The organism is Pseudarthrobacter sp. GQ63 (genome assembly GCF_059758765.1).
On sequence record NZ_JCAXEF010000018.1, the window covers coordinates 34,153 to 49,470 of the forward strand.

The 15,318-nt window shown below is 66.9% G+C and carries 16 protein-coding genes; 4 read left to right on the forward strand and 12 right to left on the reverse strand.

Annotation, left to right across the window (positions count from 1 at the left end; translation table 11 throughout):
* Nucleotides 1-19: 19 nt before the first annotated feature.
* Together AC6CHP_RS19330 and AC6CHP_RS19335 are read right to left on the reverse strand one after the other, a co-directional pair.
* The gene (locus AC6CHP_RS19330; RefSeq protein WP_188732421.1) at nucleotides 20-721 is read right to left on the reverse strand and encodes a FadR/GntR family transcriptional regulator; all 702 of its coding nucleotides are present in this window, start codon (nucleotides 719-721) and stop codon (nucleotides 20-22) included.
* Nucleotides 722-851: 130 nt separating this feature from the next.
* Complete coding sequence (locus AC6CHP_RS19335) at nucleotides 852-2,408, reverse strand: alanine/glycine:cation symporter family protein (protein ID WP_188732422.1); 1,557 nt, start codon at nucleotides 2,406-2,408, stop codon at nucleotides 852-854.
* Between the two features lie 346 nt (nucleotides 2,409-2,754).
* On the opposite strand from AC6CHP_RS19335, the gene AC6CHP_RS19340 reads away from it, so the two are divergent.
* On the forward strand, nucleotides 2,755-3,018 hold the full coding sequence (locus AC6CHP_RS19340; RefSeq protein WP_188732423.1) for a helix-turn-helix transcriptional regulator: 264 nt from the start codon (nucleotides 2,755-2,757) through the stop codon (nucleotides 3,016-3,018).
* Nucleotides 3,015-4,262 (forward strand): type II toxin-antitoxin system HipA family toxin, encoded by a 1,248-nt coding sequence (locus AC6CHP_RS19345; RefSeq protein ID WP_498231678.1) that lies wholly within the window; start codon nucleotides 3,015-3,017, stop codon nucleotides 4,260-4,262. Before AC6CHP_RS19340 ends, AC6CHP_RS19345 begins: the two co-directional genes overlap by 4 nt.
* On the opposite strand, the gene AC6CHP_RS19350 is transcribed toward AC6CHP_RS19345, so the two are convergent.
* The 3 genes from AC6CHP_RS19350 to AC6CHP_RS19360 all read right to left on the reverse strand — a co-directional run bounded on the left by AC6CHP_RS19350 (nucleotide 4,259) and on the right by AC6CHP_RS19360 (nucleotide 7,427).
* Nucleotides 4,259-5,218 carry a prenyltransferase/squalene oxidase repeat-containing protein gene (locus AC6CHP_RS19350; protein ID WP_188732425.1) on the reverse strand — a complete coding sequence of 320 codons (960 nt, stop codon included), beginning with the start codon at nucleotides 5,216-5,218 and terminating at the stop codon, nucleotides 4,259-4,261. The genes AC6CHP_RS19345 and AC6CHP_RS19350 overlap by 4 nt on opposite strands.
* Before the next feature lie 15 nt (nucleotides 5,219-5,233).
* A complete protein-coding gene (locus tag AC6CHP_RS19355) occupies nucleotides 5,234-5,851 on the reverse strand; it encodes a uracil-DNA glycosylase family protein (protein ID WP_104189932.1) in 618 nt (205 codons plus the stop codon).
* A 163-nt stretch (nucleotides 5,852-6,014) separates the two neighbouring features.
* Nucleotides 6,015-7,427 carry an HNH endonuclease gene (locus tag AC6CHP_RS19360; RefSeq protein WP_188732426.1) on the reverse strand — a complete coding sequence of 471 codons (1,413 nt, stop codon included), beginning with the start codon at nucleotides 7,425-7,427 and terminating at the stop codon, nucleotides 6,015-6,017.
* Nucleotides 7,428-7,533: 106 nt separating this feature from the next.
* Here AC6CHP_RS19360 and AC6CHP_RS19365 point away from each other — a divergent pair, with 106 nt between their 5' ends.
* Nucleotides 7,534-8,040, forward strand: coding sequence for a hypothetical protein (locus tag AC6CHP_RS19365; RefSeq protein ID WP_188732427.1), 507 nt, complete (start codon nucleotides 7,534-7,536; stop codon nucleotides 8,038-8,040).
* A gap of 14 nt (nucleotides 8,041-8,054) precedes the next feature.
* Here the strand turns inward: AC6CHP_RS19365 and AC6CHP_RS19370 are convergent, their stop codons facing one another.
* The 6 genes from AC6CHP_RS19370 to AC6CHP_RS19395 all read right to left on the reverse strand — a co-directional run bounded on the left by AC6CHP_RS19370 (nucleotide 8,055) and on the right by AC6CHP_RS19395 (nucleotide 13,892).
* Nucleotides 8,055-9,518, reverse strand: coding sequence for an amidohydrolase (locus AC6CHP_RS19370; protein WP_498231681.1), 1,464 nt, complete (start codon nucleotides 9,516-9,518; stop codon nucleotides 8,055-8,057).
* Nucleotides 9,515-9,898, reverse strand: coding sequence for an RNA-binding S4 domain-containing protein (locus AC6CHP_RS19375; protein WP_498231683.1), 384 nt, complete (start codon nucleotides 9,896-9,898; stop codon nucleotides 9,515-9,517). Before AC6CHP_RS19375 ends, AC6CHP_RS19370 begins: the two co-directional genes overlap by 4 nt.
* A 79-nt stretch (nucleotides 9,899-9,977) precedes the next feature.
* Nucleotides 9,978-11,105 (reverse strand): sulfite oxidase, encoded by a 1,128-nt coding sequence (locus AC6CHP_RS19380; RefSeq protein WP_377195771.1) that lies wholly within the window; start codon nucleotides 11,103-11,105, stop codon nucleotides 9,978-9,980.
* A gap of 91 nt (nucleotides 11,106-11,196) precedes the next feature.
* Nucleotides 11,197-12,066: an SDR family oxidoreductase gene (locus AC6CHP_RS19385; protein ID WP_498231685.1), complete on the reverse strand. Its 870-nt coding sequence runs from the start codon at nucleotides 12,064-12,066 to the stop codon at nucleotides 11,197-11,199.
* Nucleotides 12,067-12,074: 8 nt separating this feature from the next.
* A complete protein-coding gene (locus AC6CHP_RS19390) occupies nucleotides 12,075-13,079 on the reverse strand; it encodes an aldo/keto reductase family protein (RefSeq protein WP_188732430.1) in 1,005 nt (334 codons plus the stop codon).
* A gap of 27 nt (nucleotides 13,080-13,106) precedes the next feature.
* A complete protein-coding gene (locus tag AC6CHP_RS19395) occupies nucleotides 13,107-13,892 on the reverse strand; it encodes a hypothetical protein (RefSeq protein WP_188732431.1) in 786 nt (261 codons plus the stop codon).
* Nucleotides 13,893-14,056: 164 nt separating this feature from the next.
* Between AC6CHP_RS19395 and AC6CHP_RS19400 the strand changes: the two genes are divergently transcribed.
* The gene (locus AC6CHP_RS19400) at nucleotides 14,057-14,455 is read left to right on the forward strand and encodes a YchJ family protein (protein ID WP_188732432.1); all 399 of its coding nucleotides are present in this window, start codon (nucleotides 14,057-14,059) and stop codon (nucleotides 14,453-14,455) included.
* Here AC6CHP_RS19400 and AC6CHP_RS19405 read toward each other — a convergent pair whose 3' ends face one another.
* The gene (locus AC6CHP_RS19405; RefSeq protein ID WP_188732433.1) at nucleotides 14,456-15,292 is read right to left on the reverse strand and encodes a TIGR04086 family membrane protein; all 837 of its coding nucleotides are present in this window, start codon (nucleotides 15,290-15,292) and stop codon (nucleotides 14,456-14,458) included.
* Nucleotides 15,293-15,318 lie beyond the last annotated feature (26 nt).

Here is a 15,318-nt window from a genome sequence, read left to right on the forward strand (position 1 = left end):
TTGGCTGGATTTGGCGGGGCTATGTATTGAGGATGGAATCGAGGGCCAGGCCCACGGCCTGCAGGTGGTGGGCCATCGCGGCGCGTGCATCCTCGGCGGAGCCTGCCTCGATGGCGGCGAGGATGTCCTGGTGTTCGATGTCCGAGGCGTGCTGCCTGTCCGCCACCATGTTCAGGGTTTCGGACTGGTGGGCCAGGGCGCCGCGGATGTCCGCCACCACGCTGGCGAACACCCTGTTGCCGCTGGCCCGGGCGATGGCTGCATGGAAACTGGAATCCAGGGCAACCCAGGATTCGGGATCGGTTTCGGTGCGCATGGCGGCCACGAGGTGGCGGAGTGTTTCCAGCTCCCCGTCACTGCGCCGCTCCGCGGCCAGGCCGGCTGCGGGAACCTCGATGTGGGGGCGGGCTTCCGTGAGGTCCCGTGCTGAGTACTGGCCGAGGGAGAGGTCGTTGGCCACCTTGTCCGCCACGACGAACGTGCCTTTGCCGGTTTTGGTGACGGTCAGCCCCAGGGCCGTGCAGGAGCGGAGGGCCTCGCGGATCACCGAGCGGCTCACCCCGTACTGCTGGGACAGCGTGGACTCGGAGCTGAGCTTGCTGCCAACGGGAACGGCACCTGACTCGATGTCCTGCCGGATCGCATTGAAGACCGCTTCGGCGGCACTGAGCCGCGCGAGGGGTGCAGGCTGTCCTGCTGTCCGGCTGTCTGACAGGTTCACGCTTTAAATATGGCAGGCGTCACACGCGGTGTCAATGCGGATCAACGCAAAAGGGAGGTTGGCGCCGTGACGGCGCCAACCTCCCTGGCCTCCGGGTGGAGGGAAGAAGCCCTCTACTGATGCTCCAGTGCTAGGAGCGGGGGCTCTCCACCTCGTCAATCTCAGCGCCCAGCTTGTGAAGGTCGCCGCGTTTCCGCTCCGCAAGATAGGCCTTCATCTCGCGCTTGATCACCGGCAGCAACATGTAGACGCCCAGCAAGTTAATGAATGCGCAAATGAACAGGGCAGCATCGGCGAAGTTCAGCACCTGTCCGAACGTCAGGACGGTTCCAACAACGGTGAAGAACAGGAAGACGAACTTGTAGGAAATTTCAGAGGCCTTGCTGCGACCGAACAGGTACTCCCATGCCTTCAGGCCGTAGTAGGACCAGGTGATCAGGGTGGAGAAGGCGAACAGCGCCACAGCTACGGCCAGGACCACGGGGAACCAGGGCAGGACTGTGGCGAAGGCGTCGGACGTGAGGATGACGCCGTCGGGTGCGCCCTCCCCGGCCTGCACCTGGTCGATGCCTGCCTGCAGACTCGGTGCACCTGCGATAACAATTGCAAGGGCGGTCATGGTGCAGATGATGACTGTGTCAACGAGGGGTTCAAACATGGCAACGAAGCCTTCACTGACAGGGCGGCGGGTCTTCACGGTTGAGTGCGCGATGGCAGCAGATCCCAAGCCTGCCTCATTGGAGAACGCTGCGCGCTGGAAGCCGACAATCATGACGCCCACGAGGCCGCCGGCCATGCCCGACGGGTTGAAGGCGCCGGTAATGATGGCGTTGAACGCGGCCGGAACCTGGCCGATGTTCACGAAGATCACGAAGAGGCAGGCAAGCACGTAGACGGCTGCCATCGCCGGAACGAGTTTGCTGGTGGTGGCGCCGATGGATTTCATCCCGCCGAGGATTACGGCGGCGACCAGTGCCGCGAGGATGAGGCCAAAGATCAGGGCCGCTCCGGCACTGCCGAGGAAACCTTCGTCACCGCCGGTGACGTTCCGCATCTGGGCGAACGTCTGGTTGGCCTGGAACATGTTTCCACCGGCCACCGCGAAGATGAGGATGGAAACGGCGAAGATTCCGGTGAGGATCTTCACGGGCCATTTGCCGAACTTATGGAAGGCGACGGGCAGGTACTTGAACGGCCCGCCCGTTACCGTGCCGTCCTCATGGATTTGGCGGTACTTGACGCCGAGCGTGCACTCAGCGAATTTCGAAGCCATGCCCAGCAGGCCGGCCAGGATCATCCAGAAAGTGGCGCCGGGTCCGCCAAGTGCCATGGCGGCGCCCACGCCAGCGATGTTTCCCAGGCCGACAGTGCCGGACAAGGCGGAGGTCAGTGCATGGAAGTGCGGCACCTCGCCGGGATCGTGGTGGGCGGAGTACCGTCCGCGCACCACTTCGTAGGACACCTTGAGGCCGCGGAACTGGATCAGGCCCAAGTAGATGCTGATGATGACACCGGCGGCGATGAGCCAGGCCACCACAGCCGGGAAGCTGACATCGCCAATCGTGATGGGGAAGAAGACGATCGTCGAAAATACCTCAGCGACCGGGCGGAACACCGCATCGATCGCTTCTTCTATTGATGCGAGCCAGCCGACGTCGTCCGTCACGGCCATAGGAATTGATTGCATTGGTTCCATACTCTTTTCGTTGAGGGCCTGCGTTCTGCCCGCCTCTGTTTCAGGACAACCGAAGATGCTGCCTGACCCCCCGCACGGATGTGAGCTGCGACATATGCGACCCAACTTATGTCAACTGGGCTGAAAACTCGACCTTGGGCTTGCCGGACTAATCTGCTATGGAACGCGCCTGCGCGCTGACGGGGCTGCGCCGGAGGGCGCCGGATTTGGAGTCGGCGGGGAGTCCCTGCTGCGACATCGGTAGGTTCGTGCCGATTCCCCACTAGTCATTGGTCCTTGGCCGTCGTTACACTTGCCATTAAGCATGAAACGGCACGATCGTACCTAGGGGAGTCCTATGGCCCAGGGCTTTGCAGCGGTGCTGGCAGGCGAAGTGCGCGCCCGCCGCGCAGTCCTCCGCCTGACGCAGCACGATCTCGCCCAGCTGGCCGGCGTCTCCGAGCGCTTTGTCCGCTTCGTCGAGCAGGGCAAGCCGAGCGTCCAGCTGGATTCCCTGGTCGCCGTCCTTGAAACACTGGGCCTGGAACTGAAGGTCGCCGCACGGACCAGCCAGGCGGCCCGCGCGGCCGGGCAGCCGGCTGAGAACAGCCCTGAACAATGAGGCACCGCATCGCGGACATCTACAAAGTGGGCGTTCTGGCAGCACGGTTGGAGCGGCACGATGGCGGTACCCGCTTCAGCTACCTGCCCGCCTACTTCCAAGCGGCCGGGCCCGCCGTCGCGACTTCCCTGCCGCTCAGCCGCGAACCGGTGCTGTCCGCCGCGGGGGCCGCGCCGCCCTATTTCACCGGGCTGCTGCCTGAGGGCCGCCGGCTTAATGCGCTGCGGCGTTCCATCAAGACCAGCGCTGATGACGACCTGTCCCTGCTCATCGCCGCCGGCGCGAATCCTGTGGGCGACGTTCAGATCGTGGGCCACGGGGAGCCGTTGGACCCGGATGATCATGCGGTCCGGCTCGATCCGAAAAAGCCGGTGGACTTCGACCAGCTGCTGGGGGACCCCGACCTGATTGACCCGGTGGCCCTGGCCGGCGTGCAGGACAAGCTCTCCGCCGGCATGATCTCGGTTCCTGTGACCGGTACCGGGCGGCAATTCATCCTTAAGCTCAACGCTCCAGAATTTCCTCATGTGGTGGAGAACGAGCTGGTGATGTTCCGTTACGCGGCCAAGCTCAGGATCCCGCTGGGCAAGGTCAGGTTGATCCGGGACGTTGCCGGCAGGCCCGGGTTGCTGGTTGAGCGTTTCGACCGGGTTCCCACGGGCGCGGGCCAGCCGGGCAGGGTGCAGCGGCTGGCGGTCGAGGACGGGGCGCAGGTGCTGAAGCTTTATCCGGCGGACAAGTGCAACGTGGGCTACGGGCAGGTCTGCCATGCGTTGGCGGACCACTGTGCTGCGCCCCTTCCTGCCCTGAGGAACCTTGCCATCCAGGGAGCCTATGCATGGCTTGCCGGCAACGGTGACCTGCACGCCAAGAACGTGTCCATGGTCCAGCAACCGTCCGGGGAGTGGACCATCGCGCCGGTCTACGACATTCCCTCCACAGTGGTCTACGGCGACAAGACGCTTGCGCTGGCCATGGACGGCAAACGGACCGGCGTCTCACGCCGCCATTTCGTGGGCTGGGCCACGGGACTCGGGCTGACGGAGCGCGCGGCCGCCCAGGTGGTGGAGATTGCCCTGAAAGCGGCGGGTCCGCTGCTGGCGGACCTGGAGTCCGGGACCGCCTTCGGCGGTCTGGGCGGGTCCGGGCAAAGGACGGACGACGGCGGCTCTCCCTTCCCGGACATGGTCACCAGGGCATGGGTCAAGGAGTTGAAGCACCGGCGGCGGCTGCTTGAGGGCTAAGCCGGTTCAGTGGCCGGTCCCTTCTGGTGGCCCCCGTACCACTTGAGGACCCGGAGTGCGCGGAGGGTGTTCCACCGGCTGGGTTGCCCGTCGCCGTCCTCCAGCGCGAAGTGCACCTTGCCGGGGTGGGTGTTTTCCAGCAGCCATGAGCCGTCCGGCTGCTGCCTTGAGCGGACTGCCTCTGCGGCTTCTTCCAGCCGTTCGTCGGGCGAGCCGACGGCGGAGCGGAAGTAGTCCAGCCCGCGGAGTACGTCGTAGAACCAGCGGGTGGGGTAGGAGAACTGCAGCCATTCAGGATTGACCTCCGCTCCCGTGCTGTTCCGCCGGTGCAGCCTCCGTTCCAGCAGGTATTCTTCGCCGCGGTGGCGGGCCTCCCGTGATGAGCCGGTCCCGCCGGTGGCCTGTTCGTACTCCAGCAGTCCTTCCAGCACGCAGATGGTGGTGTGGAACGAAGAACGGACGGATCCCCGTTCTGCTTCGCAGTTCCACCCGCCGTCGGGAAGCTGTTCACTGATCAGCCGCTCCACCACAGTGTCAACGCTTTCTCCGAAGTAGGCGCCCAGCCCCACCACCATGCCGTTGATGCAGGGCTCTGTTTCGCCGTCGAAGAAAGGCTGGTTGCCTTCCTCCCAGCGGCTGTTGTCCCTCACCAGGCTGACCGCCCGCCGGGCTTCCCGGCTGGCAGGGTTCAGGCCGAAATCACGCAGGAGCAGAAGGGTGTAGGTGGTTGCGGTCCAAGGCTGGCCGTGGGGGTCGTCGTCATGGTCCGGCCAGTAGGTGCCGCCGTCCCATTGCCCGTCTGCTCCCTGCAGCGCAAGAAGGCGGGCGCCCCAGCCGCTGGTGGCAACCAGGTTCCGTTCAGCAATCACTGTCTCAGGTGCCGCGCCGGTCAGGTAGCGCAGGACCTGCCAGCGGAGGGCTGGATCGGACTCGAGCAGCCAAGCGATGACATCCATGCCTTGGACGGAATATTAGAGGTGCTGGATTCCTGCCCTTTGCATGGCGTCCTTGTAGATGTCCACGTTCTTGGCCAGGAGCTCTTCCTGCTTCGCTTCCGAGACGGCGAAGGCCCGGCCTCCGAGCGCGGTGGCCTTGTACACCTTGATGCCGCTGTTCTTCAGCGACTGGTGGTAGGTCTTCTCGAAGAGGGTGAGGAAAGTGGAAGCGTCGGTGCCGTGGGCGATGACCGCGGACACCCGGGAGTTGATCTTCAGGAACTGCCGGAAAGGTCGGAGGCCGTCAGTTTTCTCCTGCACGTTCAGGGCGGACGGCATATCGGCATCGCGGACCCAGGGGTAGGCGTGCCACGGCATCACGTAGCGGGGATCAAGTTCGGCCAACTCGTAGATCTGGGTGGCGCGGCGGGCGGCTTCATCGTCGTTGTAGTGCGAGACAAAGCCGGACACGGTGCCCTTGCCGGGGCTGACCTGCAGGCTGACGATCCGGCACTCATCCTCGTCGTGCACAGGGTCGATATAAGGGACGACAGACCCTGGCTTCTTCTCCATCAGTTCATCGCAAAGCTGGGTGACCTTCGCAATGTTCGGTTCCTGTAGCAGGGCCTTTTTCTCGTCCCAATCAATCGTCACGATTTCTCCCTCAGCAGCAAGGCGTCCAGAATCAGGCGTCTTAGGCCACTCTACGCTTCCACGCTGATGGGTGGGCAGGTGAAGTTCTCTCTCCCTTCTGTTGGATCGGCAGTTGGGTCAGCTGGAACCCGGGCAGCCGATACTCCCGAAGCGGCTTCTGTCCTCAGGCCGCGAGGGAATGCCGGAGGCGCGCGCATTTGCGTGCTTTGGCCTGCCGCAGGTGCTTTGGGCGTTTTTCACGGCGGCGGGACGGAGTACCCGTGCCGGGTGGTGGTGGTGCGGTGGAGTGGTAGGTGTGGCCGGTGGGGGTTTGGAGTTCCACCGTGTGTCGGGGGCCTGGGAGTGTGCGGGCTGTCCAGCCGGGTGTTTCTTTGGTGTGGTTGCAGGCTTCGCAGAGGCCTTGGCCGTTGTGACTGGTGGTGGGCCCGTCCTGGTGCCAGGGGATGATGTGGTCGTGGTGCCGGATGGGCGCATCACAGTAGGGGGTGCGGCAGGTGTCGTCGCGGACCTGAAGGAACCGGCGGAGCCCGGGAGGGAAGATCCGGGCTTTCGAATCCATGGCGAGGAGTTCGCCGGTGCCGGGGGTTGTGTAGAGCCGGCGGAGCCACGTGGTGGGCTCCGCGGTGTCAGTTTCTTCTCCGAGGACTGTTTGTCGTGCCCAGTGGGCGGGGACGATGCCGTAGCCTGCGAGCCGTGCGGGTTCGCTGTCGCCCTGGAAGAGGGTGCGGTCGGTCATGACCAGCTGGACTTCGATGCTGCTGACCCCTCCGGGGGTGCCGGTGATGTTTTCGACGAGCTGGTCGGCCATGACCGCACCCCTGGAGCGTTCATCACCGTTTGATCGGGCGGTGTCGGCGTGGCGGGTCAGGGCAGCGTAAACGGCGACGCCCTGCGCGACCGGCAGCAGGGCGGTCAGGCGGGCCATGGTGTCCGGCGCCGGGCGAAGCGTCACGGTCCGGTCGTTCACCGCATGACTGGCGCGTTTGGCCACCGAGTGCGGGTCGCGCCGGTACGCGGCAGCCCGGACCGCGGCAATGATGGCCCGGTCCCCGGCCCCTGCCAGGGTGCCGGCGTCGGCGGCGAGTTCCTCGTCCACCGCACACCGGTCTTCGGCGGACAGGCACGCTGTCTCCCTCACGATCAGGGTGGCGCGCCATTCGTTCAGCTCCCCGGACTCCAGGGCGGCCAGGGCGCGGGGCATCTCGGTGCCGAGGGCTTTGGCCAGGCCCAGGAGCCGGCCGCTGCGGGCCGGGGACTCCCGCCGCGCCAACGCGATTTCAGCTCCCACACCGGCGCCCTGTTCCTTGGCCGGGACACCGGCAGCGGCCTGCTCCCGCCGCTGGGATAGATCAAAAGCCACAGCGATCCGGGCCTGTTTCGCAGCCGCCAGGGACTTCAGATCCTCAAGCTCTCGCAACTGGTCAATCATCCCGGGGCCGTCAGCCGCAACCGGAACCGAAGACAAGGAGCGCGAGACGTCAGCCACGGACAGGACTCCAGAAACCGGTGGCACCCCGGGGCTTCCCGCCACCTGCGCTGTTGGCAGTGCCTCTGACAGCCCCTGAACCGCTTCCATAAGCAAAGTCTTCCAGCACGGTCTGACAATGACCCGCTGCCAAGGGCGGTATGTGGATAAGCCGGGATAAGCCAAGTGGCCGTCACGCGTGCTGTTGAATGAGGGAATGCAGTTCACCAGAAAGGGCCTGAAAGCCGAGGGGTTCGCGGGCTTCCGTCCCGTCGGGTCGCTCGAGGCCATGCGGATCCCGCAGGGTACAGGCGTCTTCGCCGTCCTGGCGCCGGAAGGGTTCCAGCCCCGCTTCCTGAAGAAGAGCACCGCGGGCGTCTTCAAGAAGAAGGACCCGTCGCTGCCCGGGCCCGCCCTCGCCGCCGAATGGGTGGACGCCGCCGTCGTCCTTTACCTGGGCAAGGCAGGTCCCGGCAGCAAGGGCAACCGCGGCCTCCGGCGGCAGGTCCAGGAGTTCCTGGACTTCGGGCAGGGCAAGCCGCCGGGGCACTGGGACGGCCGGCTGGTCTGGCAGCTCGCGGACGCGGACCAGCTGCTGATCGCCTGGAAGGAACTGCCGGCGGAACACCTCACCAAGGCAGAAGCGGACTACCACACGGCCTTCGTTGAGGAACACGGAAGGCTCCCGTTTGCCAACCTCGTGAGGGCACGCACCAAGGCGTGAGCCCGCAGCCCGACCTACGCCAGGCCGCCGTCGTACGTAAAACGCCCGGCGACCAGCGTGGCAGCCACCGGCATCGCAGCGAACACGTCGGTCGGCGCTGCAATGGAATCCTCGTCAAGAAGTACCAGGTCGGCAGGATCACCCACGCGCACCCGCGAACGCCCCCGGCTCGAAGCCAGCAGCGCCTGCCGGCGGGTAATGGCTTCCTGGGGATGCCACGGCCCGCGCCCGTCATCGCGGGCCCGCACGGTGGCCGCCGCCATGGCAGCCCAAGGATCGAGCGGGGCCACGGGTGCATCCGAGCCCAGCAGCAGCGATGCCCCGGCGTCGAGCAGGGAACGCAGCGGGAAGGCGCGGTCAGTCCGCCCGGGCCAGTTGGTCTCCGCGGCATCACGGTCATCCAGGGCATGGACAGGCTGGACACTGGCCAGCACCCCCAAGGAACCGAAACGCGCCAGGTCCTCCCGGCGGACAAACTGGGCGTGCTCGATCCGCCCGCCAACCCCGGCCCGTGCGAAAGCGTCGAGGGCCACCTGGTTGGCCGCATCCCCGATCGCGTGGACGGCGGGAAGGAATCCGGTGTCCCTGGCCCGCTCCAGCAGCGCCAGGAGCTCCTCCGGCTCCACCGTCAGGAGCCCATGCCCGCCAAAGGGGTAGGGATCCACGCAATAGGCGGTGCGGGTGTTCAACGCCCCATCAATAAGCACCTTGAGCGGCCCCACCCGCAGCAGCCCCTTGCCGCCGTCGACCTCCTGCCCGGTCCTCATGCCCACGGCCGCGGCGCGCTCAAGGTCGGCAGGGTAGACACCGGCGTCCACCCGGAAGGCATCGAAGCCGCCGGCAATGCGCCGAAGCCACGGGTCCCGGTTCCATGTCATCTCGAAATCCACCACGCCCACCACGCCGCGGGCAGCAGCCGCCCTGGCGGCTCCGGCCACCCAGGCATCCACCACGGCGTCGGGCAGGCGGCCCAGCTCCCGGGTCAGGGCAAAGGCCGGGTCCTCGCGCAGCAGCCCGGAGGCGTCCACCTGAACCGCGTACCGCCTGGCCGCAGCGGTATTGAGCCACACGCTGTGCAGGTCGTGGCTGACCAGTGCGGTGGGCCGGCTGCCGGTTGCCTCATCCAGCAGCGCCAGGGAGGGCGTGTCCGGCCACAGGGCGTCACGGAAGCCGACGCCAACGGCGGTCACCGCCGGATCGGCGCCGGGCATCGAAGAACGTACGACGGCGGCCGCATCCTGGGCGCTGACGGCACCGGAGAGATCAATGCGGTTCGCATGCAGCGCCCACTGGGTCATGTGGACGTGCTCGTCCCACAGCCCCGGAATCAGGCAGCGTCCACCGGCGTCGATGACGTGCGCGCCGCCCGGGGCCTCACCACCTGCGCCGAGCCGGCTTACACGGCCGTCACTGATGTGCACGCTGTACAGTGCGGCGCCCCCGGGTATCCGCACGTTGGCAAGGACCAGGCCCGTCACGCCGAACCGCGGAGCCGTTCCATCTCGCGGCGGTCCTTCTTGGTGGGCCGGCCGGCACCCCGGTCGCGTTGCGGCAGGCCAAGCGCGGGGGCGACCGGGCGCGGCGGCGTGTGGTCGGTGAAACAGTGCGAAGCCGGTTCAGCCCCGACGCGCTTGTTGATCAGCCGGCGCACCTCGAGGATGCGTTCGTAGCCTGACATCCGAATGGTGACCGTGTCGCCGGTGACCAGCGTCGCGGATGCCTTGGCCGGGCTGCCGTTGAGCCGGATGTGGCCCGCCCGGCAGGCAGCGGTAGCCGCGGAGCGGGTTTTGTAGGCGCGCACAGCCCACAACCACGCGTCGATGCGGACACTGGCGGGGGAGGAAGGAAGGCTGGTCATGGCTGGCACCGAGTATAGCCCGGCCCGCTTTCCCGGCGCCGGACCTGTTGGCGGCTCCAGCACCAGCCGGGCCGCCCGGCTACCCAACCGTTACACTGATGCGCTGCACCACGTTGTTGCCCATTCCCTGGTAGTTCCAGTTCTGCTCCAGGGGCTGGGTGGCACCGGTTGAGTCCGTGGCACGGCAGGACAGCACGTGCTCGCCCGCGTCCGCCACCCACGGCATGGTCCACTTCCGCCACGCGTATCCGCCCGCAGGCTTGTCGAGCTGGGCCGGCAGCCACGCGCCGTCGACGCCCACCTCCACCGACGTGACGGCACCCCCGCCGGACCACGCCCTGCCCTGCAGCAGCACCGGCCCGGGTTTCAGCATCCGGTTGCGGGTCAGGAAGTCCGGGATGCCCGGCGGAACCATCAGCGAACGCACCCTGATCCGCGAAACCGGCGTGCCGGCGTCGTCCGCTGATTCCTGGTAGCGGTAGGCGACCTCCTGCTGGAAGCCTTTGAACGGGGTGGTCACCACTTCGATGGATTGCAGCCATTTCACGCTGGCCATGCCGTACCAGCCGGGTACCACCAGCCGCAGCGGGTAGCCGTGCTGGGGCGGCAGTTCGCTGCCGTTCATCGCGTAGGCAAGGACGACGTCGGGACGCAGCGCCTCATGGATCGGCAGGCTGCGTGCGTAGCGGTGGGGGACGCCGCCCTGGACGCCCTCGTCCACCCCGGTGAACACCACTTCGACGGCGTGCGGGTGGACGCCCGCCTTTCCCAGGAGGTAGGCCAGGGGTACGCCTGTCCAGTGCGCGGTGCCCACGCCTTCCAGGAGCCACGGCTGGCTGACCGGCCGCGGCTCCAGGAGCGACCGTCCGTTCCCGGCGCACTCCAGGGTGACGGGCACGGTGATGACGGGGTCCCTGCGCAGGGCGGCCATGGTCAGCTCCATGGCCATGTCCACCGCACCGCTGATCCGCAGGTGCCAGGAGGACTCGTCAATGTCCGGGATGTCGAAGTGGGTCAGGACGTAGTGCAGCCCCGGTGGGGTGATGTCCCGGCGGAGGGCCTCGAGCGGCATGGAGTGGTTGCGGGCCCCCAGCTGGAGTTCCTCCCGGGTGATCGGGCCGGTGGTGGGCCCGGCCGTGTGCCCAGCGGGGCTTTCCGCCGCTGCGGCTGGGCCCGCGGACTGCTGGTGCGTGAAGATCTGTTTCATGGTGGTGCCACTCCTGCCGGCCGGCTCGAACGTCCCCTGTCCACAGGTCTACGCCCGCCCTGCCGGCACGTCAACGCCCCTCCCGGGGGAGTCAGAGGACAGGCCTGGCCAGGAACTCGCGCAGGCTGATGGGGTCCTCGCCGGTGAGCCCGTGGACATCCGGTGAAATCCCCGCCATGTCCCCCGCCGCGATGGCGGTATAGGTACTTACCCACGCGTCCACCTGCCAGGGAGGTGCGCCGTAGGAGGCCCGCGAAGCGTAGGCCTCCTCCACCGTCTCCGGCTGGTAGGTGACGGTGCGGCCCGTGCTCTCCGTGATGATGTCCGCGGCCTGGGCCAGGGTAAGTTCCTCGGGGCCCGTCAGGTTGTAGGTGGCGCCCTTGTGGATGGCGGGGTCGCGCAGGACGGCCACCGCACAGCGGGCGACGTCCTCGCGGGCCACCCCCGAGAAGGCGCCCTTGCCGGCAGGTCCGCGGATCACGCCGTCCTCCCCGGCCAGGAGCGGCAGGAAGTCCAGGTAGACGTTGTCCCGCAGGAACGTGAAGTCCATGCCGGACGCCCGGATGTGCTCCTCCGTGGCGTAATGGTCCCGGGCCAGGGTAAAGGTGGCATCGGGCGCCGCGCCGTAGAAGGACGTGTACACCACATGCTGCACCCCGGCGCCTGCCGCGGCGTCGATGAAGGTGGTGTGCTGCTGCACGCGGTCCTCCGTTTCTGCGGCGGACACCATAAACAAGACTTTCACGCCGTCCAGGGCTTGCCGGGCCGCCGCGGAGTCCATGTAGCTGCACACGGCGGTCGTGGCACCGTCCAACTCGGGTGCGCGGGCAGGATCCCGGACCAGCAGCCGCTGGGCGGAACCCAGCGCGGCCAGTTCCCGAGCCACCATCCCGCCCAGTCCGCCGGTGGACCCGGTGACGCCGAGGCCAGTGAAGTCAGGCAGTTCCGCTGCGGACGTCACAGGCCGTCCTAGGCTTCCCGCGCAGCGGGGGACTTGGTCTGTGCAGGGTCCCGCTCAGCCAGCGATCCGATGGCGTCGTCGATCTTCTTCAGGATCTCCGGTTCAAGCTTCACGCCTGCCGCCGCCACACTGTCCGCGATCTGCTCCGGCCGCGAGGCGCCGACGATGGCCGAGGCAACGTTCGGGTTCTGCAGCACCCACGCCACGGCCAGCTGCGGCATGGACAGGCCCGCTTCCTCGGCGATGGGCTTGAGGTCCTGCACGCCGGCCAGGACGTCGTCGCGCATCCAGCGCTCGATCATCTTCGCGCCACCCTTGCCATCCGTGGCGCGGCTGCCTTCAGGTGCAGGCTGGCCGGGCAGGTACTTGCCGCTGAGCACGCCCTGCGCCATGGGGGACCAGACAATCTGGGACACGCCCAGCTCCTCCGACGCCGGCACGACCTCGGCCTCGATAACCCGCCACAGCATGGAGTACTGGGGCTGGTTGGAGATCAGCTGGAAACCTAGCTCCCTGGACAGCTTGTGCCCCTCCCGGAGCTGGTCTGCGGTCCACTCGCTGACACCGATGTACAGGGCCTTGCCTTGCCGGACGATGTCCGCAAACGCCTGCATGGTCTCTTCCAGCGGCGTCTCGAAGTCGTACCGGTGGGCCTGGTAGAGGTCCACATAATCCGTCTGCAGCCTGCGCAGCGAGCCGTTGATGGATTCCATGATGTGCTTGCGGGACAGGCCAAGATCGTTCTTGCCCTTGGGGCCGGTGGGTCCATAGACCTTGGTGAAGATTTCCAGGGATTCACGCCGTTCGTTCTTCAGCGCTGCACCCAGGACCGTTTCCGCTGCCGTGTTGGCGTAGACGTCAGCTGTATCGAACGTGCTGATGCCGGCGTCGAGCGCTGCCCGCACGCACTGGGTGGCGACGTCGTTCTCCACCTGCGACCCGTGCGTCAGCCAGTTGCCGAACGTGATTTCCGAGACTTTGAATCCGCTGTTTCCGAGGTATCTGAATTCCATGGGTTTCACGCTAACCCAGATGGTTGCTCAGGGTAAGGGCTGTCTGCCCTTCGAAGCAGACCCTTTGGAACCGGTTTCCCTGGCTGCCTCCGCTGCGGCCCTGCTGATCTGCGCCGGGCCGGACAGGGACACCAGCGATCCGGTGTCCAGCGGCGCCAGGACGTGGGGGACCTGTGGCTTCTTGAATGACCGGGGCAGCTCCCGCGAGGGGCGGCTGTTATCCAGTGCGGACTCCACCAGCGGGGCCACTTCCGCAACTTCTTCTGCCGGTACCTGGGGATCGGGCAAATCCCGCACTGAAAGCTTGATGTCCGGCGCAGCCGCGCGTGCCTTGGCCTTTGCCCGGGCGTCCGCGTCCGCAACGGCGTTGGCCCAGTCCTCCGCGAGGGCCGGCGGTTCGCGGCGGGCGGCGGTCAGCGCGGGGTGGTGTTCGACGGCGGTGCGCAGCGTCGTTTTCAGGTGTGTGGGCTGCAGCGCCGCGCGCCAGTCACGGGGAGTCTTCCCGGCCCGCTTGCGGAAGGCGCGTGCAAGCAGCCCGGCGCGTGCCGGGCCTGCTGCGGACGCCGCGCCAGCGCCGTCGTCGGACGCCTGCTGCTGGCTCCCGGCAGGTCCGGTGAAGCGCACCAGGGGAAGGGATTCTTTTCGCGAGCGCCGGCCGAACAAGGCCATCAGCACCGCGGCCGCCAGGCGGCCAAGCCCCGCCAGGACCAGGGTGATGACCCCCAGCAGAAAGAGGACAAGGAACATCAGGAATGCAACGCCCACGGTGCCCAGGAACGTCAGGTTGAGGATGAGCGTATCCGGATTCTCCACGTCATCTCTCCTCTCTGCCGGCAGCAGGGCCCACCCGGGCCCATCACCGCCAAAGCGCCCGCTCCCTCTCCACCTTACGGATTTTTGGGGTGCAGTGCCGCCGGACGCAGGGGCGCGCCCCGGGTTGTAGCAAAGCTGTTACCGCGTGTGACAGCATCTTTTGCATGACGGTATCCATGGACCAGGAAAACTGCCGGTGCCTGTCCGGGGAGCAATACGGGCAGTGCTGCGGACGCTTCCACCGGGGTGCGGCGGATGCTGCCACCGCAGAGCAACTCATGCGCTCCCGCTACAGTGCCTTCGCACTGCTGGACGCGGACTACCTGATGCGCACCTGGCACCCCCGTACAGTGCCTGCGGAGCTGGAGCTGGATCCGGGGATGGAGTGGCGGCGCTTGGACATCCTCTCCACATCTGGCGGAGGACCGCTGGATACCGAGGGCATCGTGGAGTTCACAGCGCACTACCGGTACGGCAGCAGCCGCGGGGTCCTCCACGAGACCAGCCGGTTCGTGCGGGAAAACCGCCGCTGGTTCTACGTGGACGGAGACGTCCACGCCTGACTACTCGTCGTCGTAGGCACTGTCCGGCGTGAAGCCGGCCCGGTCAACTTTGCGGTGGAACCGCATGCCTGCGAGTCCGCCGAGGACGGCGCCAATGAGGGCAACCGCAGCCACCACAACGGCGGCGATGATGCTGGTGGTGGTCAGCTGCCCTTCGTTGATGGGGATCCGCGGGAAGCTGTTGAGGTTGGCCAGCACGTTGAACTGCTGCCCTGCCACCAGGCCCAGGATGGACACAAGGATCGCCACGATCAGCGCCCAGATCCACACCATGAGGCCCTGTTTGGCGCCATTGAAGCGCGCCATCCTGCCTGCCACGTACCCGCCGGAGTAGTAGGACAGGAACAGGATCACCAGGAGGACGATAATGCCCACCAGTCCCACCGTGCCCTGGTTCTGGGCTGCCTGGCTGACAGCTTCATTGACATCGGTGTTGGTGGCCAGGCCTACAGCCGTTCCCGCCGCCGCTACAAAGGCGGTGAGCAGGACGGCCATGCCGGTGGCAGTCAGCCAGCCGAAGAACGCGGACCCCACCTTGATGCCGCCGAACTGTTCCTTTTCCCGGGCCACGGCGGTCTGCCGGTCGGTCAGGTTGGGATCAACAGCCGGCGCGGAAGCTGTGGGAACGTACTCCCGCTCGGCGGAGGCACCGGCCCGCCCTGTGCGGTCCGGCACCCGGTCATAGGTGGAGGTCGGCGTGGCATCGCTTGCCGGCACCTGCGGGTAGGAGCGGGTGGGCTCGCCGCCAACGGCATCGTCGCGGCGGTTCCCGGTTCGGTCAACATCCTCGCGGGCACGCCTCGGGGGCAGGTTCTCTGGGTCTGTTGAGCTACTCATGGCTCCACTCAAGCATCACCCACCAG

What these genes read in the sequence shown, in the direction of transcription:
- AC6CHP_RS19360 (WP_188732426.1), bottom strand. Translation starts at nt 7,427, where the DNA reads ATGGAAGCGGTTCAGGGGCTGTCAGAGGCACTGCCAACAGCGCAGGTG.
- AC6CHP_RS19390 (WP_188732430.1), bottom strand. Translation starts at nt 13,079, where the DNA reads ATGGAATTCAGATACCTCGGAAACAGCGGATTCAAAGTCTCGGAAATC.
- AC6CHP_RS19380 (WP_377195771.1), bottom strand. Translation starts at nt 11,105, where the DNA reads ATGAAACAGATCTTCACGCACCAGCAGTCCGCGGGCCCAGCCGCAGCG.
- AC6CHP_RS19350 (WP_188732425.1), bottom strand. Translation starts at nt 5,218, where the DNA reads ATGGATGTCATCGCTTGGCTGCTCGAGTCCGATCCAGCCCTCCGCTGG.
- AC6CHP_RS19335 (WP_188732422.1), bottom strand. Translation starts at nt 2,408, where the DNA reads ATGCAATCAATTCCTATGGCCGTGACGGACGACGTCGGCTGGCTCGCA.
- AC6CHP_RS19405 (WP_188732433.1), bottom strand. Translation starts at nt 15,292, where the DNA reads ATGAGTAGCTCAACAGACCCAGAGAACCTGCCCCCGAGGCGTGCCCGC.
- AC6CHP_RS19400 (WP_188732432.1), top strand. Translation starts at nt 14,057, where the DNA reads ATGACGGTATCCATGGACCAGGAAAACTGCCGGTGCCTGTCCGGGGAG.
- AC6CHP_RS19340 (WP_188732423.1), top strand. Translation starts at nt 2,755, where the DNA reads ATGGCCCAGGGCTTTGCAGCGGTGCTGGCAGGCGAAGTGCGCGCCCGC.
- AC6CHP_RS19365 (WP_188732427.1), top strand. Translation starts at nt 7,534, where the DNA reads ATGCAGTTCACCAGAAAGGGCCTGAAAGCCGAGGGGTTCGCGGGCTTC.
- AC6CHP_RS19375 (WP_498231683.1), bottom strand. Translation starts at nt 9,898, where the DNA reads ATGACCAGCCTTCCTTCCTCCCCCGCCAGTGTCCGCATCGACGCGTGG.
- AC6CHP_RS19345 (WP_498231678.1), top strand. Translation starts at nt 3,015, where the DNA reads ATGAGGCACCGCATCGCGGACATCTACAAAGTGGGCGTTCTGGCAGCA.